The organism is Sphingobacterium puteale, from assembly GCF_050986225.1.
Lineage (GTDB): Bacteria > Bacteroidota > Bacteroidia > Sphingobacteriales > Sphingobacteriaceae > Sphingobacterium > Sphingobacterium puteale.
The window spans coordinates 3278696-3302390 of sequence record NZ_CP158959.1 but is presented as its reverse complement, the minus strand read 5'-3'; the positions used below and the strand labels follow the sequence as shown (position 1 = coordinate 3302390).

Genomic DNA, 23695 nt, shown 5'->3' with positions numbered 1-23695 from the left:
AAATTTACCGAAGAAAGGATTCCATTGATGTTGACATTCGGTGAACAGGCAGATATGATCGTTGAACAAGTGCTCTCGCAAGACATTCGTCCTTCCAATGATCAGTCAAATTATTCGTTTATCGGGAGCCGCTTCCAGACTTATCTTTTTAAAATGTAGGTATTCACCGATAAGCTGCATGTGCTAATTCGAACAGTCTAAATATGCTAAATTGAAAGGCTTATAAAATGAGTGGGGCATTCTTAATTACTCGTTAACAAAAAAAGTGAGCCATGGAGCTCACTTTTTTATACTTTTTGGTTCGGCTGTTTTAAGATTCAATAAAGGCTAGAATATCTTTATTGATCGTAGCAGCCTCTGTCGTAGGCATACCGTGCGGAAAACCCGGGTAAGTAATCAAGGTTCCGTTCTTTAAGAGTTTAGCAGATTTAACGCCGGCATTTTCGTAAGGAACAATCTGATCATCCTCTCCGTGCAGCACCAGGACAGGAATATCAACTGCTTTCAAATCTTCTGTGAAATCTGTTTCAGAAAAAGCTTTGATACCCTCATAATGGGCAACAATTCCCCCCATCATACCCTGTCTCCACCAGTTTCTCCGAATTCCTTCCTTAACATCGGCTCCCGCTCTGTTGTAACCGTAAAATGGAAGTGTTAGATCGATATAAAATTGTTGTCTATTGTTCAAAGTCTGATCCCTGATATTATCGAATACCTCCATCGGCACACCATCGGGGTTACTTTCATTTTGTACCATGATCGGAGGAACAGCACTGATAAGTACAGCTTTCTTTGCTCTTCCATTAGCATATTTGTTCACATAACGAATGACCTCACCCCCACCTGTTGAGTGACCGATATGAATGGCATCTTTTAGGTCGAGAAATTCAACAAGCTCGGCAGCATCAGCAGCGTACTGCTCAATGGTGTGCCCGTAAATATCCTGACTCGATCTGCCATGGCCTCTCCGATCATGAGTGACTACGCGATACCCCCTTTGTAGGAAGAAAATCACCTGTGCATCCCAGTCATCGGAAGATAATGGCCAGCCGTGGTGAAACATCAATACTGGACCCTGTCCTTGATCTTTGTAAAAAATTTCTGTTCCGTCTTTTAGTTTTAAAGTGCTCATAGCTATTTGGTTTAAATGTGAATATGTATTTTCTTTTTGCTACCATAAAACTACAGGAACAATTAGCCAATTTCAAAAATCATTCGACGAATGGGCAAAATGAGTCGTTAAACAGACAACAAAAAAGATCATCAAGCATGACCTGATGATCTTTTCAATTACTTATTGTTAATGTATACCTTAGTCCGTGTAGCTTGCCAATAAACGTTGAGCTTCCTCGACGGCTGTGGTAAGGATCTGCTCGACTTCGGTTAAAACACCTTCCGATAAGGTGTTCTGTTCGGTTGTAAGTTCAAGTGTTCCCAGCTTATCATCAAGAACAGGAAGCAATCCCATAATGGCGACACTGGTTTTAAAATCATGTGCTCTTAATTTAAATCTGGAGAAATCCTGACTTGCGTAAGCAGCCTTTAGCTCCTGAAGCTGGCCTGGAATTTTGTCAATAAACTGGCGGGTCACCTTCCTTTCGAAACTTATGTCTCCACGGCTCACTGTGTGCATGTAAACCAGATTTAAATAATTGAAATCTTCACTATCTTTATCTTCGATCTGCTGTTTGCCATCAATCCCTAGCCCAAAATTTGTAATAAGCTTAAAGAGCTCTTCTTCATTGATGGGTTTGGAAATATATTCGTTCATTCCCCTGCTGAGGCATTTTTCTCGTTCACCTGCCAAAGCGTGTGCAGTCATGGCAATGATTGGAATATCCAATTGCAACACTTCCCTGATGTGCTGCGTTGCAGCATAACCATCCATCTGTGGCATCTGTAAATCCATCAACACAAGGTCGGCCTGATTATTTTTCAGATACTCCACAGCCTCCTGTCCATTGGAAACAATGTCAAAATCTACATTCCATTGTCCGAGCAGATGCTTCATCAGGCTCTGGTTCATCATGTTATCATCAACCACCAAAATATGAAGCGGTACATTGGATTGATCTTTAAAATAATCAGTATGAGCCACGGGTGCTATTGCTAGTTGCTCTTGTGCTATACCGTAAGGAATAAAAAACTTGAACGTTGTGCCGCTTCCCTGCTCGCTCTGTACTTCAATATCGCCGTGCTGGAGCAGCACGAGGTTTTTTACGATAGACAATCCAAGTCCTGTTCCGCCATAATTGCGGGTAATGGAATCTTCGCCTTGATTAAAGCGTTCAAACACTTCATCGAGTTTTTCCTTGTCAATTCCAATTCCGGTATCTGTGACGACAAATCCAACCACAACTTCCTTTTCGCTCCTGCTCTGTTGATAAATTTCGATATGGATACTGCCCTGTTTGGTAAATTTAATGGCATTTCCAATCAAGTTGACCAAAATCTGGGTTAACCTCGTCGCATCCCCCATTAGCGTATCCGGAATCGACTTGTCGATCTTACTTGAAATCAATAGTCCTTTTTCTTTTGCCCGTTGAACAAAAAATGTTTCAACAGAATTTAACAATCCACTGATACTGAATGTACCGACAGTAATACGCATCATACCGGCCTCGATTTTGGAAAGGTCCAAAATATCGTTGATGATCGTCATTAAATTCTCTCCCGATTGTTGAATTGAGGAAACAAACTCAGAAGAGGTAGCGTCCAGGTTTCTTTTTTGCAGCAGGTTCGTAAATCCGAGAATTCCACTGAGCGGGGTTCTAATTTCGTGGCTCATATTGGCAAGGAAGTTCTCCTTGGTCTGCGCTGCAATGGAAGCTTTCTTTTCCGCAGCGTCCAATTCCTCGATCAGCACACGTTGCCGGCGGAACTGGCGTAGGATATGGAAACCGACTACCGAACCGCTCAAAATCAATAAAACCAATAGGGAAATATCGTATAGCCGTGCTTTTCTGCCCATTTCCTCACTCTGCAAGCTGAGCTCACTCATGTGCAATTGCCTACTTTTATAGATCTTCGCTGTTATTCCCGTAATTTCGTTGGAAATAATTCGGGCTCTTGGATTGGCAATAGAAGTCTGGTCATCCATGTTTCCTAAGGAACTATAACGTGCCAGAAGCTGATCTCGGACTATTTTTTTGTCCATAGCCAGTACCCCGAGTCGCTGTATCAGCTTTTCTTCCACAGGGTCTGCATTATCTTTGGACAAAGAGTCTAGAAAGTTCTCGATCTCATTTATCTTTTTGTCGATCCCTTCCAGATGGGTCGTATCGTTGGTGGCTATCGATGCCCTGATCCTACTTTCCACGCCAAGGATATCGCGGTCGATCTCCCGCAGATGATTGCTCGAACGCAGCTCGTTCAGCAGTGTGTTATTGTTATGGATAAGTGCTTCTGTATTTCTGGCCGAATTGACCTGAACGGCAATAAGCAGTATTGTTCCCGCTATAAATGTCAGAATTATAAAGTAGCTAAACCGTTTACTGTTCATTATAGAATTACTTGTCATAAACAAAAGTTAAGAGGATTGGTTAAGTAATAGCTTAAGAGGAAAAACAGTAGGTGATTTAAAATACATTCATTCTTGTATTTAAAGCCTTACGGTACGCATCTGCTACCGGAATGAATGTACCGTTTATCACAATACCACCGTCCTGTAAAGTATCTATTTTACTGATAGATACAATAAAAGACCGATGCACCCTGATAAAATCATTCTTCGGCAAACGCTCTTCCGCAGTTTTCATCTTGCCATGAATGGCAAACATCTTTTCCTTTGTATAAAATTTTACATAATCTCCCATGGCCTCAGCGTAAAAGATATCTTCAAGCTTCAGGCGTCTTGTCACGTTAGCATCTCTGACAAATAAAAATTCATCATTGCTGATATGCACATGGTCTTTTCTGCTATCCAGGATTGCCTGGGCTTTCTCCACGGCCTGTAAAAACCGGACAGGAGAAATGGGCTTTAAAATATAATCCGCGATATTAAGCTCAAAAGCCTCGATCGCATATTCTTTTTTGGAGGAAGTGAAAATAATGATTGTATCTTTTCCCGATAAACTTTTGGTAAGCTCAATACCTGTCATTTCAGGCATTTCAATATCCAGAAAGAGCAGGTCAACCTCGTTTTTCTGAATAAAATGGTAGGCCTCCATAGCGTTTGAAAATTCCTGCACGATGGTAAGGTCAGGAACCTGCTTTGCCAAATGGGCCAAGGTCGTTCTTGCAATATCATTATCGTCAACAATCAGAGCTTTCATAGTAATAAGTATATATGTTAATATGACAAATATACTTATTACTTTCTTTTTTTATCGCTATCCAATAGCTCCTATCTAAAATATGAACGGATCATCCATGCCATCTCCTCATGGCTTTCCATCAGTCCCGTAATGAAGTCGCTGGTTCCATAATCTTTAAATTCCTCGGCAAAAGGTGTAATATTTCCACGTAAAAATTCAATGATACTTTCGTGGTCTGCCAGCAGGTCTTTCATGTAGCCAAGACCATCATTTGTCCTGTCACTATACTCGGTAAGGTGTGTCAGTTCCAGGTAGCTCTTCATCGTCGCTGGTGCATAATGCCCAATTTTACGCAGACGTTCAGCAACGCTGTCAATAAGTTCGTCCAACTGCTTGTACTGCTCCTCAAAGAATATGTGGTTTGCGTGAAAATTGTCTCCCGTAACATTCCAGTGTGCATTTCGGGTCTTGATATAAAGGACAGTTTCATCAGCCAATAATTTTGCCAATTGTGCAGCAACAGCATCTGTGCTTGCTTCGTTTATTCCAATGTTTGCTTTCATGATATTTATAAATTGAGTGTTTGATAATTATATTTTTCTAATGATATATAATCAGACCTTTTGGCCTTTTTTTGATTGATTTGTGTTTACTGATGTAAATCTAGGCCTATTTACCGTCCGCCGAATTCACTATCCATCGGACGGGCATAAAGTATCGTTAAAAAGGGAATATTAATCGTTGAGGCGATGATGGGGGAAGTCCACTGCAAAACGCGCAGTGGCTCTATGTTTTTACACTCAGGGTGTCAGTAAATGTACTTATGCAACCTGATGGTTTCCTTAAAGCTTATTCCAGCTTCAAGAACGACATTATACATGAAATGCCCGGGATAGGTTTTTTAGTTTAATCTCACAGTCAACTGGATTTTTAGTTGAACTTTTGCCAATTGTTATTAAATCCGATTTGAAACGGGCTTTGCTATCTCATTTGGCGTCTTTCCGAATTCTTTCTTGAACGCATAGGAAAAATGCGACAGATCTTCAAAACCTACTTCGAGATAGACATCACTTGGTTTTTTGGATTGCTCGGCGATTTGAAAATAAGCTTCCTGCAGTCTTTTTTTCTTGAGCCAGATGCCCGGGGTCGTTCCGAATAAGCGTTGAAAATCCCGCTTGAAAGTCGATAGGCTCCTCCCTGTAAAAAATGCAAATTTTTCCAGGCTGATGTTAAACCTGAAATTTTTGTTCATGTATTCCTTTAAATTAATCCGATCAGGCAACGAGAAATTGAACAGTATGTGAATCAGGTCAGGATTCGATTTCAATAGAATAATCAGCAATTCCTCTCTCTTGACGTCAACAAAATCCGCATTGATCTCCAGATCACCGGTATAATAGGGTTCCAGGGATATTATAAAATTCTTGATGAGCTTGTTTTCCGGTATAAAAATAAAGGAGTCACCGATGGTTGATGGCTGGATTTCATACACATGCCGTTCAAGAAATCGCTTCAGGAATGCCTCATCCAGGGTGATAATGATTTTTTCAAACGCATCATTGTCCTTGTATTTCGTATAACGTACCAAATGATTTTTCCGGGCGATACAATAGTCGCCCGGTGTCATTGTGTAGTTTTTTTCGCCGTCGTAAGCCGTCATATCGCCCTTCAATAAGTATAGAAAATAGTTTTCCGGTATATAGTTTTCCGGAGAGATGTCCGGGCCAAGGTGGCAGGATTGGATGTTGTTTACTTTCATGGTTTACCAAATATACTGTTCCCTAGCGATTAATCCTGTACCTGACTAAATTTTAAACAATCCACGCTTGCAAGTATCGCTTGTTCTTTCACACGGGGATGCCAGTCTAGCATTTCTGTCGCTTTTTTGTTAGACATTTGCGTATACTCTTCGACTGGAGTGGGCTGCATGGAAGCAATTTTTCCGGCCAGTTCGGGACGTTCTTTTTTGATCAGTTCGGCTACGTCATAAAAAGACATTGCCCCTTCCGATGTTGCGAGAAATCTTTGTCCGGCAGCTTGGGGATGTAGCATCGCCCTGATATGGATATCAGCGACATCGCGTACGTCCACCACACCGAAGGTGAAGGGCGCATTTTCCGTGATCAGCCCATCAATAATTCCCTTGACGACCGTATCCAGTGAAGCTGAGGAAATTCCGCCGAGCATAGGGCCAAAAATTCCGACGGGATTGATGACCGTTAACTCCATAGCTGTGGCCGCATCCTCCATAAAATGCCATGCAGCCTTTTCTGCTATTGTTTTTGATTTTATATAAGCCTGTATCGGTGCGTTTTCATCCGTCCAGTCAAGTTCTGTAAAAACATGATTTCTGGGATCGGTGCTATAACCGATCGCAGCAAAAGAGGATGTGAGCACGACACGCTTAACCCCTGCTTTTTTCGCCGCTCTCAACGCTCTCAACGTACCTTCTCTTGCAGGGATAATCAGCTCATTTTCATCTTTGGGCTGCTCGGCGACAAATGGCGAGGCCACATGCAGGACATAGTCACATCCCTGCGCCGCTTCATCCCAACCGCTGTCGGAAAGCAGATCGGCCTCATAAAAAGACAGCTGATCAAACGTGCTGATGCCTCCTGCTGTAAGGGCATCTAGAATCTCGTTTTTTCGGGCGAGCGTGCGCAGTGTTGTTCTTACGGTAAATCCCCGCTCAAGTAGTGCAAGAATAGTATTAACGCCTAAAAATCCGGTACCACCGGTTACTAAAACTGTTTGATTGTTCATTTCGGATCAATTATTTGAATTCGTAGGTCAATTATTGGAATTTGTAGATCAATTGTATGGCGTTTTCCGCATAATCCCAGAGCCTTTTGGCAAGCGCTTCATCGTTCATCGCTGCGGTATGATGGTTTGATAGGGCCGGATATCCCGCGTATTCTTTCGGACCGTCCGGGCCATAGAATTTACCGCCTTCGACAGATGGATCTGTCGCAGCAAACAGGCTGGACAGGGCACCCTGCCATGGCTCCATCACCTGATCAAATGCGGCAAACATGCCTTCCAGATTTTCACCCGGGATATTCCGCTGCAGATCGGTTCGCGTGACGCCGGGATGCGCCGCCACAGAAATGGCTGACATACGGGCATTTTTGAATCTCCTGTCCAGCTCATAGGTAAACAAGATATCTGCCAGCTTGCTCACCGCATATTCACGCCATTCATCATAGCTCTTTTCCAGTTTGAGGTTGTCAAAATCTATGCTATCCACCAAAGTAGCCGCCCCACTGGATAGAGTCACTACCCGGGCATTGGCTGTCTGCTTAATGAGCGGCAGCAAATATCCTGTCAGCGCAAAGTGCCCCATAAAGTTTACGCCGAACTGCAATTCAAATCCGTCATCCGTTTTAGCGGCCGGGGGAACCATTACGCCGGCATTATTGATGAGCATATCCAGTTTTGTATGCTTTCGCATAAAGTGATCTGCAAACTGCCGAATCTGGCCGATGTTTGCAAGGTCGAGCATTCCATAGTCCAATGTTCCCATCCCAGCCGTTTCGGACTGGATTTTTTTGATCGCATCTTTTCCTTTCTGGAAATCCCGTGCGGCAATGGTCACATGTGCGCCTGCTTCAAACAATGCTTTTGCTGTTTCAAACCCTATGCCTGTGTTTGATCCCGTCACGATTGCTATTTTCCCTGATAAATCAGGAATGTTATTTTTTGTCCACATAACCCTTTGTTTTTATTCTTCTACAAAATTCGTGGAATAGCTGTTACGCCGTTTTGTTGTGAAGTTCAAATTTTCTTTGTTGTGGAGTTCACTTTTCCTTTTAAGCTACCGGTTTGCAATCAAAAATTTTTTAAAGCCGTGCATTGACATCAGCTTTTAATTTAAAAAGTGTCGAATAAAGGGATCTAAAGAAATACTTCTGTTTTATCGCTACAGATCCCTGTATTCCTGATCTTTAATCTTCAATTTCCAGATGAGTACTCAAAGCAATGCGGTTCCAGCCATTGATGGTGACGATGAGCATGATGATCTGAGCGATCTGGCTTTCGGAGAAAATTTGGGATGCCTTGCTGTAGGTTTCTTCACTTAATCCATGTTGGTGGATAAGGGTTATTTCCTCTGTCATAGCCAGTATGACCTGCTCTTCCTCGGTGAAAAATTTGGCAGCCTCCCTCCAGGCACTCAACAAAAAGATACGCTCCGGTTTTTCACCATTTTTAATGGCATCCTTGGTGTGCATGCTGATACAGTAAGCACAGCTGTTGATCTGTGATGCACGGATTTTGACGAGCTCTTTTAGCGTTTGTGAGATATCAATTTTTGAAAGATAACCTTCCAATCCTAACATTGCTTTGAATGCCAGTGGTTCCGTTGTGCTGATGTTGATACGTTTTTCCATGTTTCTTATTTTTTAATTTGATACTACAAATTTGGAAAATGGAGAGCCGGAAAAACTTAAACGGGTTTAAGAAAAATTCTTTTTGCGGATTTCGCTGAGATACTCCGGTGTAAAGCCCAGATAAGAAGCAACGTGAGTCAACTCCACTAGTAATATATAATGTCTGACTTGGCAGCCATTATTTAAAAACTATATTGCATTTTTGTAGCATGAAAACATTCGCCGACCTAACTTCCTACAATAAATATCTGAACCTTTCTTCGCCTTTACACCCTTTAATGGATAGCAGAGTATGTAAGCAGGCAATTCCCAATTTTCCGCAGACAAGCGGAGAGATTCAGGTCAACCTGTTCAAAGTCTCTTTGAAAAAGAACTTTACCGGTGATATCAACTATGGTTACAATAAATACCATACTGAAAATGGTCTAATGCTTTTTAGTGAACCAGGCCAGGTTGTATCCTGGGAAAGTCTTACTTTTTGGGATGGATATGCATTTGTTTTTCACCCTGATCTGATTAAACAACATCCAATAGCCAGCAAAATTAAGCAATACAAATATTTCAGTTATGAAATTAATGACGCCCTGTTTATGACTGCCCAGGAAGAAGAGATTATTACATGGCTTTTTACCAGAATTCACATGGAGCTTACAGAAAACAAAGCAAATGCAAACAGTAATGTTATTCTATCCTTGCTCAATACGGTCCTTTCGTATGCGGACGTATTTTATGAGCGTCAATTTAAAAACAAAGCTGTAGCTCCTGTTACAATATTATCGAAGGTAAAGATGGTACTTCGGGACTATTATAAAGACCTGTCCACACCAGTTAAAAGTTTACCAACGGTGTCGTTTGTGGCTCAGAAGCTCAGTATTTCTGCTGATTATCTGACAGAACTCCTTCGCTCCGAAGCCGGAAAAAGTACAAGTCGCGTAATCCACGAATTTATCGTTGAACAGGCTGAGATATTGTTGTTTCAGACAAACATGACTGTCAGTGAGATAGCCCATCAACTGGGATTTGCAAATTTGCCTTATTTCTCAAGGTTCTTTAAGAATGTAAAAGGTGTATCACCTACCGACTCCAGAAATCTAGGAAAAGTATAATACAATCCCTGATTTGTGTTAAAGGTCGCAGGTCTATTCCAATACTTTTGGATAGACAATAAAACCTTTGACAATGAATTCATTTTTTTCAAATGCTGAGACAAAATTCAGCACAATAGATGGTGTAAAAATAGCCTACAGAAATTTTGGGAGTGGTTTCCCTGTACTTGTTTATAATCGTTTTAGAGGTATTCTTGACACCTGGGATCCCCTTTTCCTGGATTCATTAGCTACAAACAATACAGTCGTTATCTTCGATTATCCCGGAATCGGCGATTCAGAAGGTGAACTTTCATCAGATATTCTTGAGGTAGCCTTGGTTGGTATTAAACTGATGACTGGGCTGAAATATGATTTATTTCATGTTGCAGGGTGGTCTTATGGTGGGCTCGTAGCTCAGGCCGCGCTATTTTTGAATCTGGACCGTGTTTTAAAAGCGGTTCTTATTGGAACAAACCCGCCTGGAGAAAATCTCGTACCTTTTGATCCCGTCTTTTTCGAGCGTGCATTAAAACCGGTCAATGATCTGGAAGATGAAACAATTGTATTTTTTGAACCTACCAATCAAAAAAGCCGGGAAGCGTCACAACATTCCTTTGACAGAATTGCAAAAAGGCTGGACCGCTCAAAAGTCCCATCAACCCAAGACAAATTCCAAAAATACTTTGATGGTTCTGCTGTGATGAAAAAAGATGCCCAGAACTTCCGTGGTCAATATGAGACGCTTTCCAATGCTGTGCTTGTAATTTCTGGAGATCATGATATCAGCTTTGCGGTTGAGAATTGGTTTCCGTTGCTTCAGAAGGCGCCTTCAATGCAGCACATTATTGTAAATGCAACTGGGCATGGCCTTCAGCATCAGCATCCCAAACTGATTGCCGGATACATCAACCTTTTTTTAAACACTGATTTTTAAACATAAACAACAGATATTATTATGATTTTTACAATTGATAAAGTAAGCGCAAGCTACTGGAAAGTTTTTATAAACAATCCCCCGGTAAATATTTTTGACCCAAAATTTTCTGTTCAGCTTCGCGAAACAATGGAAGAACTGGAAGGAAATGGTAATTTGAAAGTGGTTGTCTTTGAAAGTGCCAACCCGGACTTCTATGTGGCGCACGCCGAACTGATCGACATATTCGAGTTCCCAAAGGGCACCGGCGAAACAGGACTTTCTATTTCATGGCCAGATATTGCAAAAAGGCTAGAGCAGGCTCCATTTGTCAGCATAGCTTCGATCAGAGGAAGAGCCAGAGGACTAGGGAGCGAATTTATACAAGCTTTCGATATGCGTTTTGCAAGCAAAGAAAAAGCATTTTTCTCACAGCCCGAAATAGGTATTGGTTCCTTTCCGGGTGGCGGGGGTCTTGAAAGGCTGCATTTATTGACAGGAAAGGCAAGAGCTTTGGAAATTATTCTCAGCGGTAATGATTATGATGCCGAAACAGCTGCCGCCTATGGATGGATCAACCGTGCGTTTGAAGATGACAAACTGGATGCTTTTGTAGAGAACCTTGCCCGTAGAATAGCCTCTTTTGATAAAAAGATTATTGCTACGATAAAATCCATTATGAATGAACGTGTTGTTATCCCAAAAAACGAACATATCATGGAAACTCAGAATCGTTTTTTTGCATCATTGACAGAACCGGAGGCCACAACAAGAATCAAAAATCTGCTGGATCAGGGATTGCAGACTTATGGAGATGTCGAACTGAATCTTGGAAAATATTTATAATAAAAATGAAAGCATTCATTATCAATGGACATATCAAGTGGCCACAAATTGCTGAAGGCACACTTAACAATACTATTTTTGAAAAAACAAAAGAGTTATTTCTAGCGAAAGGATATGAAATCGCTGAAACTATCGTAGATCAAGGTTACGAAATTCCACAGGAGATTGAAAAATGGGTGAATGCTGACCGCATTTTATTTCATTTTCCGATAAACTGGTTTGGGATGCCTGCCAAGACCAAAGATTATATCGACAAGGTACTGATGAGTGGTTACGGAAAAATATATGCGGGTGATGGCCGAAACAAAGGCGGCAATTATGGGACCGGAGGGTTGCTTCAAAGCAAAGGCATGGTTGTCAATACATGGAATGCCCCGCAGGAAACCTTCAAACAACAAGGACAGCTTCTTGAGAATTTTTCCATGGAAGAGTTCACCAGACCATTCACTGCTACACTGGAATTCGTAGGCATACAAACCTTGCCAACATTTGCATTTTACGATGTTTTTAAGAATCCCAACATCGAAAATGAACTGGCTAATTACCAAACACACCTATCGAATTATTTTTAAACTTTTCTTTATACATAAGAGCCTTTTGTAAAAAAGGCTCTTATTGTATCCCGCTAATAATACAACATCCAATAGACCCGATCTGTGCTTCCAGAGCGTCACCTGCAGACAGAAGGCCAGGCGTGGCGCTGCAAGCGCGAAGAGCATATAAAAAGGATCCCAGCTACAATAAAGTAAAGTCCTGATTTTAATGCTGAAACAATTTTATAGAGTAATCACGATTTTACCAACCGTTCTCCCCGTTTCCTGTTCCAGATGCGCTGCTCTCATTTGCTCAAAGGGAAAAGATCTGGAAACATGAGGTTTTACGGCTCCACTTTCCAATAAAGAAGCGATCTGTTTCATATCATCTCCGCTGGACTGTACAAGAATAAAATAACCTTTCACACCTTTGGATTCTGCTTTTGAAGTTACATCTTCATTCAGACCTGTCGGAATACTGATGATGGAACCGCCTTCTTTCGTCACTTCGAGCGAATGGTCGATATTGTCCCCGCCAATTGTATCCAATACAAAATCAAAAGTTCTGCCTGCTGATTTCCAGTCGAAGACGTGATAATCGATATGTGAATCTGCACCTAAACTCAAGACAAAATCTTTATTTTTTGGGGAAGAAGTTCCCGTCACTTTCGCCCCTAAATATTTGGCAATCTGTACGGCGATATGTCCTACTCCACCAGAAGCTGCGTGGACCAAAACATTTTGCCCTTGCTGAATATTCGCATGGTGAACCAAAGCCTGATACGCAGTTAGCGCAACCAAAGTGGAAGCCGCGGCGTCTTCAAAAGAGATATTTTTGGGCTTTAGGGCTAATTGATGGGCCGGAGCTGCGACATATTCTGCATACGCTTTTCCGTGGCCTGGAAAATTGACCATTCCGAAAACTTCATCGCCAACTTTAAAAGCTGAACTTTTAGTTTCTTCTACTATTCCGGAAATATCCCAACCCAAAATCAATGGATTTTCTGTTTTAATTCTTCCGTAAACTCCTTTTCCGGCGCGGCTTTTTACATCTACCGGATTGATGCTGATGGCTTTTACTTGGATTAATACTTCGCCTTCGTTAATGGTTGGTTTTGCCAGTTCTACGCATGCTAAATTGTCTACATTTCCTGCTTCTTTTAATACAATTGCTTTCATAATATTGATATTTTTTAAATGTTATTTATTTGAATTACTTTAATTTAAATCTTGAAATGAGTTCAATTTCTTAACGGTTTCGCATTGATTTTCAGCTTATATATCACAACCGGAAATGTCACTCTACTTTTTCCGTTCTCAAACGCCGCCAAACGGTTCAGCTGGCCTGTCGGAATCCATAGATATCCATTGTCATCAATCCATAAAGCGTCTGCCCAGAGTAGCCTTTTGTCTTTAATGATGAGACTTTCTTTTCCATCCTGTGATATTTTGATGATTTCACTGTTATTGACATCGCTTACGTAGATATTTCCATCTGCATCGATAGCTGTCCCTCCTGTTGATGGGGTTTTATAGAATAATTTGACTTTGGAAGCCAAATCTTTTTCGGAAAGATTTTCATCATTCAGATATTGTGTTTGCACTCTCCAAAGTGGGCCGCTTGCAGGCTGAAAATAAAGCCATTTTCCATCAGGAGAAATTTCTAATTGGTCAGCGTGGATTCTCACTTCATTGCCTTTTTCATCTTTCATAACTTTTCCTTCCGCTTTTATCGGTAAATTATCGGTGGTTGAAGGATGATTTTCAAGAACCCTTCTGCCTTTTCCAGTTGTTTTATCTACGATTATTAAAGCTGGTTCGCCGGCGTCTGTCAGATAAATCGTGTTTCCTGAAATTCTTAGATCATCAATGAAAGTCGAAGGTTTTGCAATTTCCGAAAGTGGAATAATCTGTTGTACGGTATTGGTTTTAATGTCAATCGAAACCAATTTCAACGCATTTCCTACTAATGGCTTTTGTCCCATTGATGGTGTCCCTGTATCTACTATCCAAAGCAAACCGTCCGGTCCTATTCTCAGAGAATTGGTTCTTACAAACTTCTCATTTACGTCTGCTCCTAACTTCCAATTGTTCCACTCTTCATTTGGATAGGGAATGATTTTCCCATTTTTCAGAACCTCTCCGATCCTCATACCTTTATCGCCCTCGATTCTGGGGAAATTAACGAAGATCCTGCCTTCGCTATTTGTTGTTACCCCATTCCAAACGACCGTTGAACTTGCTACGGGAATAAGCTGTGCTTTTACCGATGAGACGGCTGCTATAAATGCTATCAATCCAATTATTGTCTTCATAACTTGCTTTGTTTTTGATATAGCAAAGTTATATTGCACTGCAGCGGATAAATAGTTCATTTTACGGAAAGAATAGCACAGACGTACGAAAAATCAAAAATCCTCCAATAACGGAGGATAATCCAGGAAAGCTTGGCGCTTCTCTAAGCAAAAGTTGCTTGTTCGCCGCCAACGAAAAAGTCATCATATTGGTAATAATCCGGGGATCGGATCATTAAAAAAAGTCACAGGAAACTAATGAAGTTTCATTGTGACTTTAACAAGCAGAATTGCAGTAATTAGTTCAGCTGTGATTTTCTGAATTCCAAAGGTCTCAGACCTGTCTGTTTCTTAAATAATTTTGTAAAATAAGAAGCATTCTCGAATCCTAAGTGATAGGCTATTTCCGCAACTCCCTTCTCTCCCAATCTCAATAGATTTTTAGCCTCTGAAATCAAAAATATATGAATGAGTTCCAAAGCAGTTTTCCCAGTTTCCTGTTTCAGTACGTCACTTAAATAACGTGGCGAAATAAACAGCTGGTCGGCAATATCGGTAACGCTTGGCAACCCGTTTTTTTCCAGACCTCTTTCATCAATATATTTTTTAAGGATATCATTGAATCTTGATGCTGTTTTTCCAATAACCTGTTCTCTGTCGATAAACTGTCTTTTGTAAAAGCGCTGTGCATATTTCAAAATCGATGATATATGACTCAAGATAATCTCACGGCTGTATTCATCGGGATTATTAAAATATTCGCCCTGAATTTTCGCATGAAGCTCCAGAATAATCTGCTCTTCTTTTGGAGAAAGTTGCAGCGCTTCCGTTACATCGTAGTCAAAGAAGCCATAATTGTTAATGCTTTTAAAGAGCTCGTGACCGTTCAGATAATCTTCGTGAATCATCAACATATAGCCTTTTTCTTCAAATTCAAGGTCTTTCATTTCAATGATCTGCCGTGGTTTGGCAAAAAATAGACAGCCATTATCGTGGTCGTATTTTGTACGTCCGTACATAAACATCCCTGATTTTATTTTTTTGAAAGCGATAATGTAGCAATCTGTGGTAAATTCCCTATTTCCCAGCGGACAGGCCGCCTGACAGCCGATCATACTAAAGAGCGGATGCTCCGGAGCGTCCCAGCCATTTCCGGTGTGCAATTCTGTGAGGGTTTTATAATGTTTCATTTTATTTTTTTCGAATGTTCGACAATCTCTTTCTATTACAACTTATTCTCTGAAGTTAAGCTAAAAAAGCAAACAGTACACTGTAGAAAACAATTTCTTTGCGCGCATCATTCCTAATAAATCTAATGCCCATGTGCGGCAATGCTGACCTCTTTCCAATTTTGGATATCGTTCAATCTTTTGGTGTAAACCTCATTGACTACGTGATAAGCAATTTTACCGAACAATAATCTTTGTGGAGGATTTTGATTGTCAATAAGATTCAAAACTGGCACTACTGTCGATTCAGGTTTTCCCCAAGTATCAGGATTATCCCCTGTTTCCGCAAATGCCTCCCGTACTGGATTGTAATCGGTAATATCCGAAGAAGTCTGAACCGCTGAAGCTCCTGCCCAATCCGTTGCAAATCCATTAGGTTCAATTAATGTGGTTTTGATTCCCAAATGTGCTGTTTCTGAACCAATCGTTTCAATTAGTCCTTCGACTGCAAACTTTGAAGCATTGTACAATCCTAAAAGCGGTAGCGTCGTTAATCCCAAAAAGCTGGAAATCTGAATGATATGTCCACTTCTTTGTTTTCTCATCACCGGTAAAATTGCTTGTGCTACCCAAAGTGAACCAAAAAAGTTGGTTTCCATTTGGTCTCTCGCCTGCTGTTCTGTTGTTTCTTCCGTCGTTCCGAATAAACCAAAACCAGCATTATTAATCAAAACATCAATTCTTCCAAAGTGTTTTTCTACTTTCTCCACTACTTCAAAAACTTCTGTACGGTTGTTGACATCCAGTTTCACAGGAAGAATGCTGTCACCGTACTTCTCTTTTAAATCCTGCAACGCTTCAATATTTCTAGCGGAAGCAGCAACTTTATCGCCTCTTTTAAGTAAGGCCTCAGCCCATAATTTTCCAAATCCTTTGGAAGCTCCTGTTATAAAAATTATTTTGCTCATTGTTTTTTCTTTTTTTGTTAATCCAAAATTATCCTTATCCATACTCATACATTAACTCATTTCAGCTGAAGAATAGCACATAATTACGATATAGCTTTAGCTCTACACCTTAGTTAAAAAGAGAGCTCCTTCCATTTCTAAAAGAAGCTCTCACCAACACTTCAATTAAAACACTTATGATAAACTTTTTGCTGCCGGAAAATCAATCGGGATCTGGGTATTTGCAAAAACATAATTCGTAAAACTTCTAAGGGCAACCAAGGCTGTAAGTTCTACGAGCGCCTTCTCATCCAAACCAGCTTTATAGAAGTCTTCCAGTGCAGCATTTCCGGCATTGCCTTTATTGTTTGCGATCGATTGGGCAAGTTTTATAATGGCATCCAATTTAACATCCTCAACACTTCCCTTTCTGATTGCTAAAGTGTCCTCCTCACTAAAACCATTTAATTTAGCCAGCATGGTATGTGCAGCAAGACAATAATCACAATCATTTACCTGTGACACCACCAAGTTGATCGCTTCCCTTTCCTTTGCGGTGTAAGAAGAATGATGCGCTAAGGTTGCTTCTGTTTCCAGCATCGCTTTTAAAGCTGATGAAGAATATCCGATAGTAGCATAAAGGTTCGGGATCTTGCCCATTTTTTTCTCTACTGATGATAAAATGACCTGAGCTTCTTCGCTCAATTGTTCTTTGTTTGGAACTGTAATAGTTTTCATATTCTTATTATTTATTATTGTTTACTTGAATCTTTCAATTTCCCCCCGTCTAACGACTGATCTTTTAAAAATAAAAATCCCAAGGAAAGTCAAAACCACGATCAGTAGATTGACCATTGCAATGCTCTGAACATTTTTTATCTCAAATAAATTGATCAGGCCGTAACCGGCAATGGAGCTAATGACGTAAATACCGCCGCCGGTCAGCCCGCTTGCTACTCCTGCATTCTTGCTAAAACGCTGTAAACAGTATGCATAGACATTATTAAAAATAAAGCCGGAAAGGAAATGAATAAGCAGCGTAAAAATAAGCAGTACATAAAATCCATTCGCCCCAGATGATATAAGGGTCATCAGGCCTGCGAAAATCAATTGTAGGATCACAGCTGTATTAATTTTTAAGAAGAGATTTTTGTTTATCAACACCTTTGAGGTGATTCCACCCAGCATCAGTGCAATTCCTGAACCCAGCGAACTGTAGCCTGTCACAACAGGTGAATAACCATAAACTTTTTCGATAATAAACGGACTGCTGATCCCGTAAACAACGAGTAGTGAATAGCTCAGTCCGATAATAAGCAGCCCTACACTAAAATCCGCTGTCTTAAGCATACCTGAATAGACATTTAGGATCTGCTTCCGGTTAAAGGACTGGAATTTACGGAGCGATTCACCGGTATATCTCCACTCGAAAAACAGAACAGCTGCTGTCAAAAAGCCCAATAGATAAAAATTCGACTGCCAGCCAAATGTTACCTGTAGATATCCGCCAATAAATGGTGCGACAATAGGAGCCGTTGCCCATACAATTGAAAATAGGCTCGTATAGTGCTTCAGCTTTTCACCACTGTACATATCCACAAAGAATGCCCTCTTTCCAACGATAATCAGCGATACTGTTATTCCCTGTATTATCCGCATTCCATAGATCACACCGATATGGGGAACCAGTGCAATAATAAAACTGGCGATTGAAAATACAATAAGGGCAAACAAGTTGATCCTGTATCTCCCAAAGCTATCCAATATACTCCCGATAAAAAGCTGGCTGAGTCCGGAGCTTACCATGAAAAGCAATAAGGAAAGCTGCACCTGCTGCATGGAAACGCCCAGATCACCTGCCATCGCCGGCAGCGAGGGAATATAAATATCGGTGGTAAGTCCTCCAAGAGGAATGAGGATAAAGGCGAGCAGGGTGCTGATGTGTAAATATTCTATTTTTTGGGCTTTCATAACTATGTTTAACTATGTGTAAAGAAGCACGGAATTACCCGTGCGCTGCTTCTGAAACATTTTTCCATTCCTTCCACTGTTGAAGTTTTTCACCATACACCCTTTCTGTTTTGACATATCCCAATTTGCCCAAGAATAATCTTAACGGCGGATTTTCACTGTCGATCAGTGTTAAGATTGCTGGAACAGTCGCTTCCGGAGTGCCGTAATCGTCTGGGCCAAGCCCCTCTATTTTGCTCAGGCTTTCCTTTAGCGGATTATAAACATCGAGCGAATCGCCAAAAACTGCCGAACTTCCACCAAATTCTGTTTTATAGCCATTTGGTTCGATAAGCGTTACATGGATGCCAAAATCTTTTACCTCGCTGGCCAGCGCCTCACTGAGGCCTTCCACCGCAAATTTTGTTGCGTTGTAAATGCCTAAAGTCGGAAGGCTCCATACGCCCAGTACACTTGAAAGCTGGATGATATGCCCATGTCCCTGTGCTCTTAGGATTGGCAATGCTGCCTGTGTCACCCATAGTGTTCCGAACAGATTTGCATCGAAAACATCCCGGGCTACTTTTTCACCGATTTCTTCCACTGCACCAAAAACGCCATACCCCGCATTGTTGATCACCACATCAAGCTGACCGAAATGTTCCTTGGCTTTGTTTACGGTAGCAAATACAGCTTCTCTATCGGTAATATCCAGCTGTAACGGTAATAACTGATCACCATACTTTTCTGATAATGCTGTAAAAGCATTCGCTTTTCTGGAAGTTGCCACGACGTTGTCCCCACGTTGCAATAGTGCTTCTGTCCAAAGTTTTCCAAATCCTGAAGTTGCTCCTGTAATAAAAATTGTCTTTGCCATTTTGTTATTGTTTAAATTATTATTTGTTATTTTGATAAGACAAAGTTATATCCAGAACCGGCCTCTGCTCTACTCCATATCAGCGGAAGAATAGCACAGATTTACGAAAATGTAATTTTGAAACATTTCAACAAGCAAATTCCTAAAATTAGAGACATTGGAAAAGATCAATCATTATAAAAGCATAACCGAACTTCATGAAAAAAGTGGCTTTGAACCTCCGAAGCATCCACTATTGAGCCTGATGACCTGTAAAGAACTTATGACCTATTCGGTCGGAGAAGACAGGTTCACCGGAGACTTTTATATGGTTGCTCTGAAAAAGATCAAATCGGGCTATGTGCTATATGGCAAAACGAAATATGACCACAGTAATGGATCCACCGTTTTTATGAAGCCAAGGCAAATTATTGAGGTCAGTAATGTACAGTTTGCAGAAAAGGGTTTTGTTATATTTTTTCATGAGGATTATCTGGCCGGCCATATTCTGCATGACCAGATCAAAAACTATGGCTATTTTGAGTATGAAATAAATGAAGCCCTGCACCTATCTCCTGCTGAGGAGGTTATCATGTGGGAACTCTATGAAAAAATACGCAAGGAATATGACGAAAACTCCGATGAATTCAGCCGTGAAATTATATTGTCACATATTGACTCCATCCTAAAATATTCCGACCGCTTTTATAAAAGACAGTTTGTGGATCGAAGTAATAACGTTTCGGGAACCACGCTAAAAAGGTTTCAGACAGTATTACAGAACTATTTTGATAAGAAGCTGCACCTTAAAGAAGGTTTGCCCACCGTAAATTATCTTGCGGGAGAACTTTTTCTATCAAGCAGGTATCTGAGCGATCTTCTTAAACAGGAAACCGGAAAAACCGCTCTGGAACATGTCCATATTTACCTGATTAAAGAGGCGAAAAATCTATTGCTGGGATCGGACAGCAACATTTCTGGCATAGCCTATGATCTGGGATTTGAAAGCCCTTCATATTTTACCCGTTTGTTTAAAAAATTGGTAGGTGTTACACCTGCCCAATTTAAGGAAACCAAAAATTGATTTCATAATTATGGGTAATAGTACAAAATGTTTGAAATTGACCTGCTCCTCCTCGTTGAAAAATTTGGTAGCCGCTTTGAATGCCTGTGGTTCTGTTGTGCTGATATAGATTCGTTTTTCCATGTTTCTTATTTTTTAATTTGATACTACAAATTTGGAAAATGGAGAGCCGGAAAAACTTAAAAGGCTTTAAGAAAAATTCTTTTTGCGGATTTCGCTGAGATACTCGGGTGTAAAGCCCAGGTAGGAAGCCACGAGATATTGAGGTACGCGCTGCAGAAATGCAGGCTGATTCTTGAGAAATTGACGGTATAGCTCTTCCCTGGAGTGCTCATAAAGCAGCTTGACGCGCATCTGTGCAGCGGCATAAGCTTTCTGATACACCATGCGAAAATACTTTTCCATGACCGGGTGCTTTTCCAGTAGATCATCGAGGGCATGTTGGCGAATGACCAGGACTTCTGTTGGCAGTACAGCCTGAATGTAAAACTCTGTGGCCGTCTGATTGATATAAGAGAAGGTCTCTGTCATCCACCAGTTTTCAATCGCGAATTCAGTCGTCTGCTGCACACCCTTTTCATTGATAAAAAACTTTCGCAGAATTCCATCCAGTACAAAATAACTGGCTTTGCAGATCTGCCCTTCGGTCAATACGTTTTCTTTCTTTTTAAGCGTCTGCTGCTCAAAATATCCGGTTATATCGGCAAATTCATCATCGGAAATCTTTATAAATTTATCCAGGTGTTTTTTGAATTGTTCACGCATCATTTAAAGTCTTTTTTGATCATCTTTAGCCCGTTTAAGATAATCAAAAATAATAAAATAACCTCATCATCCTTGGTGGCGCGGTCTGATCCATTTAGTATATTTACTTATCTATTGGATGGGAGATATTTGACAGACATTTTCAGTACGGCCAGCACTGTACATTATCGTTTGTAATTCAATAAAAGGCATAATACGTATAAATCAAGGAAAAATGTTTACAGTAGAACAAATAAAAGCTGCTCATAGCAAAGTAAAATCAGGTGCAGACTTTCCTGCCTACATCCAGGACATCAAAAAATTAGGCGTTACCGCTTACGACGTTTTTGTTGCGGATGGGCACTCTGATTATTATGGGCATAATCACTACAGAACGAGCTCTCCAGCTAGTCATGAGCCATTGACCATTGGCAACACTGTTGAGGCAGAGCAGTTCAAAAAAGGCTTAAAAGAGCATCAGCAGGGCGAAACAGATTATCCCACTTTTATGGCGATGTGTGCAATATGTGGTATCGAAAAATGGACTGTCTTTCTTGACAAGATGACCTGTGCGTATTATGATAATGCCGGGAATGAAATTCTGGTAGAAGAGATACCTAGGCTAATCAATTAATTTCCCGAAAGTGGATCGGTGTCATCTGCATCGCTTTTTTGAAGAAATTATTAAAATGAGTAGCCTCTTTAAAACCTAAAGAATAAGCGATTTCCGAGACATTCCATTCGGTATGTCTCAGTAATATTTTAGCCTCCTGTAACAGGCGCTCCGCAATAATTGCGGAGGTTGTTTTTTCAGTAGTCTCTTTGACGGCGCGATTAAGGTGATTGATATGGACGGAAAGCTGACCCGCGAATTCGCCGGGCGATCGAAAGCAGATCCGCTGCCTCAGATCTTCAATCGGAAACTGACGCTCTAAAAGCTCCAGGAACATATGCGTGATCCGTTGAGAAGCATTTGCCTGCTGCTTTTCAACTTTAGAAGCCGTTTTCATCCTATGCGTATAATGAAGTAGATCAAACACGAGATTTCTCAGCAGATCATATTTATGTGCATAATCCGACTCTAATCCAGCCTGCATCTTTAAGTATATCTGCTTTATATCTTCCAATTGCTCATCCGTGAGCTCAAAAACAGGTAAGGCGTTGGGTTTAAAGACTTCGTAGTCGTTTAGGTTGCCGAAGTGATGAAAAAATGATGCCGTAAAGACACAAAAAAATCCAGCTTTATAATCGTCAATCCATTCAAATTTGTAAGGGATCTGCGGATTTGTAAAAAATAAGGCCTGCCTTTTAATTTCAATGACCTTGTCAGCATAATGTATTCGGTTTCTACCGATAATCAGGGTAATCTTAAAATAATCTTTCCTGCTGTAGACCACAGGCTTAGTATGCTTCCCTATATATTCATCTATTTTAAAAACATTGAAATGCCCTACCCCATGACGGAAATTCTCGGGTATCCGGTCAAATTTAGATTGGTAAAACCCCTCCAGTGACTGCATTTTTTCCATAGGATAAATGTACGAAAATCAAATAAAAAACGCTGTCGCTCAGTCATGACAACGCTTTTTATTTTAAGTATAAGATTTTCAATTAAAATCAGTGGAATAAGAAATATACTTATTGCTTTCTAATTCTTCTGAAAGCAGATTAACTTTTTCCGTTGCCCTTTTGTAGGCATCGCTTCCGAGGTAGAGCCGTACAGGCGGGTTGGGATTCTTTACCAAATCGATAAAAACCTGAGCCAGCAATTCCGGATTACCGATTTGCGATCCGTTCATGGCTGCATATTTTTCGTGGGAGCTTCTCACCGCAGTATAGCCATCAATTTTCTTTTCAGCAAAAACAAGGGAGTTTTCTTCCAGAAACTCCGTCCGGAATGCCCCCGGTGCCACCACTGTCACTTTAACACCAAACTCTTTCACATCCTCTGCCATCACCTCTGAAAGCCCTGTCACCGCATATTTCGTAGCAGCGTACATCGCCCAGCCCGTTCCCGGGGCAAAACCCGCAATAGATGAAATGTTGATAATATGGCCCGATTTCTGCTGCCTGAAGTAAGGCATCGCAGACTGCATCGTCTTAATTACAGCCATTACGTTAATGTCAAAACTATCCTTGATTTCTTCCTGACTTAATTCTTCCACAGCTCCACCGATCCCATAGCCGGCATTATTCACCAAAACGTCGATTTTCCCAAAGTGTGCAACCGTACGTTCAAAAGCTTCGTTGATGGATTTCTCACTTGTCAAATCCACTTCCAGCGGTAAGAACCGTGGCCCTTCAACATGTCCGACGGCGTCTATTAAACGCTGGGATTTTCGACTTGTTGCTGCCACGTTATACCCCGCTATGATGAGTTTTTTTACCAACGACACCCCCATTCCCTTGGAAGCCCCCGTTATAAACCATACTTTATTTGTCTCCATATCTAATTTATTTATAGGACAAAATTAGCACTTCAATAAATGTCAATAATAACTAAATCGAAGCAATAGATTACGAAAATCAAACAATTGAGTGTATTCCACAACAACTCAGCGCTAGCCCAAGTCAACAAAATAATCACACCGTCAAATGGAGGCCCGGATATTTTCGTACACTCATGT

Annotated in this window: 25 protein-coding genes; 7 read left to right on the top strand and 18 right to left on the bottom strand. The window is 40.9% G+C overall.

Going from position 1 to position 23695, the window contains the following annotated elements:
- Positions 1 to 24 precede the first annotated feature (24 nt).
- Positions 25 to 159 (top strand): hypothetical protein, encoded by a 135-nt coding sequence (locus ABTV71_RS14035; protein WP_433903620.1) that lies wholly within the window; start codon positions 25 to 27, stop codon positions 157 to 159.
- Positions 160 to 310: 151 nt separating this feature from the next.
- On the opposite strand, the gene ABTV71_RS14030 is transcribed toward ABTV71_RS14035, so the two are convergent.
- From ABTV71_RS14030 to ABTV71_RS13995, 8 genes are all read right to left on the bottom strand, one after another.
- Positions 311 to 1132, bottom strand: a complete 822-nt coding sequence (locus tag ABTV71_RS14030) for an alpha/beta fold hydrolase (protein ID WP_433903619.1) — start codon at positions 1130 to 1132, stop codon at positions 311 to 313.
- 180 nt (positions 1133 to 1312) lie between these two features.
- Entirely contained in the window at positions 1313 to 3520 is a 2208-nt protein-coding gene (locus ABTV71_RS14025; protein ID WP_433903618.1) for an ATP-binding protein, read from the bottom strand.
- 58 nt (positions 3521 to 3578) lie between these two features.
- On the bottom strand, positions 3579 to 4274 hold the full coding sequence (locus ABTV71_RS14020; protein WP_182331728.1) for a LytR/AlgR family response regulator transcription factor: 696 nt from the start codon (positions 4272 to 4274) through the stop codon (positions 3579 to 3581).
- A gap of 71 nt (positions 4275 to 4345) precedes the next feature.
- Entirely contained in the window at positions 4346 to 4819 is a 474-nt protein-coding gene (locus ABTV71_RS14015; RefSeq protein WP_433903617.1) for a Dps family protein, read from the bottom strand.
- Between the two features lie 392 nt (positions 4820 to 5211).
- Positions 5212 to 6015 (bottom strand): helix-turn-helix domain-containing protein, encoded by an 804-nt coding sequence (locus tag ABTV71_RS14010; protein WP_343539516.1) that lies wholly within the window; start codon positions 6013 to 6015, stop codon positions 5212 to 5214.
- 29 nt (positions 6016 to 6044) lie between these two features.
- Positions 6045 to 7019: an SDR family oxidoreductase gene (locus tag ABTV71_RS14005; RefSeq protein ID WP_433903616.1), complete on the bottom strand. Its 975-nt coding sequence runs from the start codon at positions 7017 to 7019 to the stop codon at positions 6045 to 6047.
- 31 nt (positions 7020 to 7050) lie between these two features.
- Entirely contained in the window at positions 7051 to 7965 is a 915-nt protein-coding gene (locus tag ABTV71_RS14000; protein ID WP_433903615.1) for an oxidoreductase, read from the bottom strand.
- Positions 7966 to 8200: 235 nt separating this feature from the next.
- A complete protein-coding gene (locus tag ABTV71_RS13995) occupies positions 8201 to 8644 on the bottom strand; it encodes a carboxymuconolactone decarboxylase family protein (RefSeq protein WP_433903614.1) in 444 nt (147 codons plus the stop codon).
- Between the two features lie 209 nt (positions 8645 to 8853).
- On the opposite strand from ABTV71_RS13995, the gene ABTV71_RS13990 reads away from it, so the two are divergent.
- The 4 genes from ABTV71_RS13990 to ABTV71_RS13975 all read left to right on the top strand — a co-directional run bounded on the left by ABTV71_RS13990 (position 8854) and on the right by ABTV71_RS13975 (position 12063).
- Positions 8854 to 9750, top strand: a complete 897-nt coding sequence (locus ABTV71_RS13990) for a helix-turn-helix domain-containing protein (RefSeq protein WP_433903613.1) — start codon at positions 8854 to 8856, stop codon at positions 9748 to 9750.
- 73 nt (positions 9751 to 9823) lie between these two features.
- The gene (locus ABTV71_RS13985) at positions 9824 to 10666 is read left to right on the top strand and encodes an alpha/beta fold hydrolase (protein ID WP_433903612.1); all 843 of its coding nucleotides are present in this window, start codon (positions 9824 to 9826) and stop codon (positions 10664 to 10666) included.
- Between the two features lie 21 nt (positions 10667 to 10687).
- Complete coding sequence (locus ABTV71_RS13980; RefSeq protein WP_433903611.1) at positions 10688 to 11491, top strand: enoyl-CoA hydratase/isomerase family protein; 804 nt, start codon at positions 10688 to 10690, stop codon at positions 11489 to 11491.
- 5 nt (positions 11492 to 11496) lie between these two features.
- Positions 11497 to 12063 carry an NAD(P)H-dependent oxidoreductase gene (locus ABTV71_RS13975; RefSeq protein ID WP_282636116.1) on the top strand — a complete coding sequence of 189 codons (567 nt, stop codon included), beginning with the start codon at positions 11497 to 11499 and terminating at the stop codon, positions 12061 to 12063.
- Between the two features lie 204 nt (positions 12064 to 12267).
- Here the strand turns inward: ABTV71_RS13975 and ABTV71_RS13970 are convergent, their stop codons facing one another.
- The 7 genes from ABTV71_RS13970 to ABTV71_RS13940 form a co-directional block, all read right to left on the bottom strand.
- A complete protein-coding gene (locus ABTV71_RS13970; protein WP_433903610.1) occupies positions 12268 to 13203 on the bottom strand; it encodes an NADP-dependent oxidoreductase in 936 nt (311 codons plus the stop codon).
- A gap of 62 nt (positions 13204 to 13265) precedes the next feature.
- On the bottom strand, positions 13266 to 14339 hold the full coding sequence (locus ABTV71_RS13965) for an L-dopachrome tautomerase-related protein (RefSeq protein WP_433903609.1): 1074 nt from the start codon (positions 14337 to 14339) through the stop codon (positions 13266 to 13268).
- A 278-nt stretch (positions 14340 to 14617) separates the two neighbouring features.
- Complete coding sequence (locus ABTV71_RS13960) at positions 14618 to 15508, bottom strand: helix-turn-helix domain-containing protein (RefSeq protein WP_265713939.1); 891 nt, start codon at positions 15506 to 15508, stop codon at positions 14618 to 14620.
- 122 nt (positions 15509 to 15630) lie between these two features.
- Complete coding sequence (locus ABTV71_RS13955) at positions 15631 to 16455, bottom strand: SDR family NAD(P)-dependent oxidoreductase (protein WP_077435763.1); 825 nt, start codon at positions 16453 to 16455, stop codon at positions 15631 to 15633.
- Positions 16456 to 16629: 174 nt separating this feature from the next.
- Entirely contained in the window at positions 16630 to 17172 is a 543-nt protein-coding gene (locus ABTV71_RS13950; protein ID WP_077433726.1) for a carboxymuconolactone decarboxylase family protein, read from the bottom strand.
- 21 nt (positions 17173 to 17193) lie between these two features.
- Positions 17194 to 18405: an MFS transporter gene (locus tag ABTV71_RS13945; RefSeq protein WP_433903608.1), complete on the bottom strand. Its 1212-nt coding sequence runs from the start codon at positions 18403 to 18405 to the stop codon at positions 17194 to 17196.
- 34 nt (positions 18406 to 18439) lie between these two features.
- Positions 18440 to 19261, bottom strand: a complete 822-nt coding sequence (locus ABTV71_RS13940; protein WP_433903607.1) for an SDR family NAD(P)-dependent oxidoreductase — start codon at positions 19259 to 19261, stop codon at positions 18440 to 18442.
- A 157-nt stretch (positions 19262 to 19418) separates the two neighbouring features.
- On the opposite strand from ABTV71_RS13940, the gene ABTV71_RS13935 reads away from it, so the two are divergent.
- A complete protein-coding gene (locus tag ABTV71_RS13935; protein ID WP_433903606.1) occupies positions 19419 to 20324 on the top strand; it encodes a helix-turn-helix domain-containing protein in 906 nt (301 codons plus the stop codon).
- Positions 20325 to 20513: 189 nt separating this feature from the next.
- On the opposite strand, the gene ABTV71_RS13930 is transcribed toward ABTV71_RS13935, so the two are convergent.
- Complete coding sequence (locus tag ABTV71_RS13930) at positions 20514 to 21092, bottom strand: Crp/Fnr family transcriptional regulator (protein WP_317041791.1); 579 nt, start codon at positions 21090 to 21092, stop codon at positions 20514 to 20516.
- Between the two features lie 211 nt (positions 21093 to 21303).
- Between ABTV71_RS13930 and ABTV71_RS13925 the strand changes: the two genes are divergently transcribed.
- Positions 21304 to 21702 carry a DUF1398 domain-containing protein gene (locus ABTV71_RS13925; protein WP_433903605.1) on the top strand — a complete coding sequence of 133 codons (399 nt, stop codon included), beginning with the start codon at positions 21304 to 21306 and terminating at the stop codon, positions 21700 to 21702.
- On the opposite strand, the gene ABTV71_RS13920 is transcribed toward ABTV71_RS13925, so the two are convergent.
- The gene (locus ABTV71_RS13920) at positions 21695 to 22597 is read right to left on the bottom strand and encodes a helix-turn-helix domain-containing protein (RefSeq protein ID WP_433903604.1); all 903 of its coding nucleotides are present in this window, start codon (positions 22595 to 22597) and stop codon (positions 21695 to 21697) included. The two genes, ABTV71_RS13925 and ABTV71_RS13920, sit on opposite strands and share 8 nt — an antisense overlap.
- Before the next feature lie 78 nt (positions 22598 to 22675).
- Positions 22676 to 23515, bottom strand: a complete 840-nt coding sequence (locus ABTV71_RS13915) for an SDR family oxidoreductase (protein WP_077433740.1) — start codon at positions 23513 to 23515, stop codon at positions 22676 to 22678.
- Positions 23516 to 23695 lie beyond the last annotated feature (180 nt).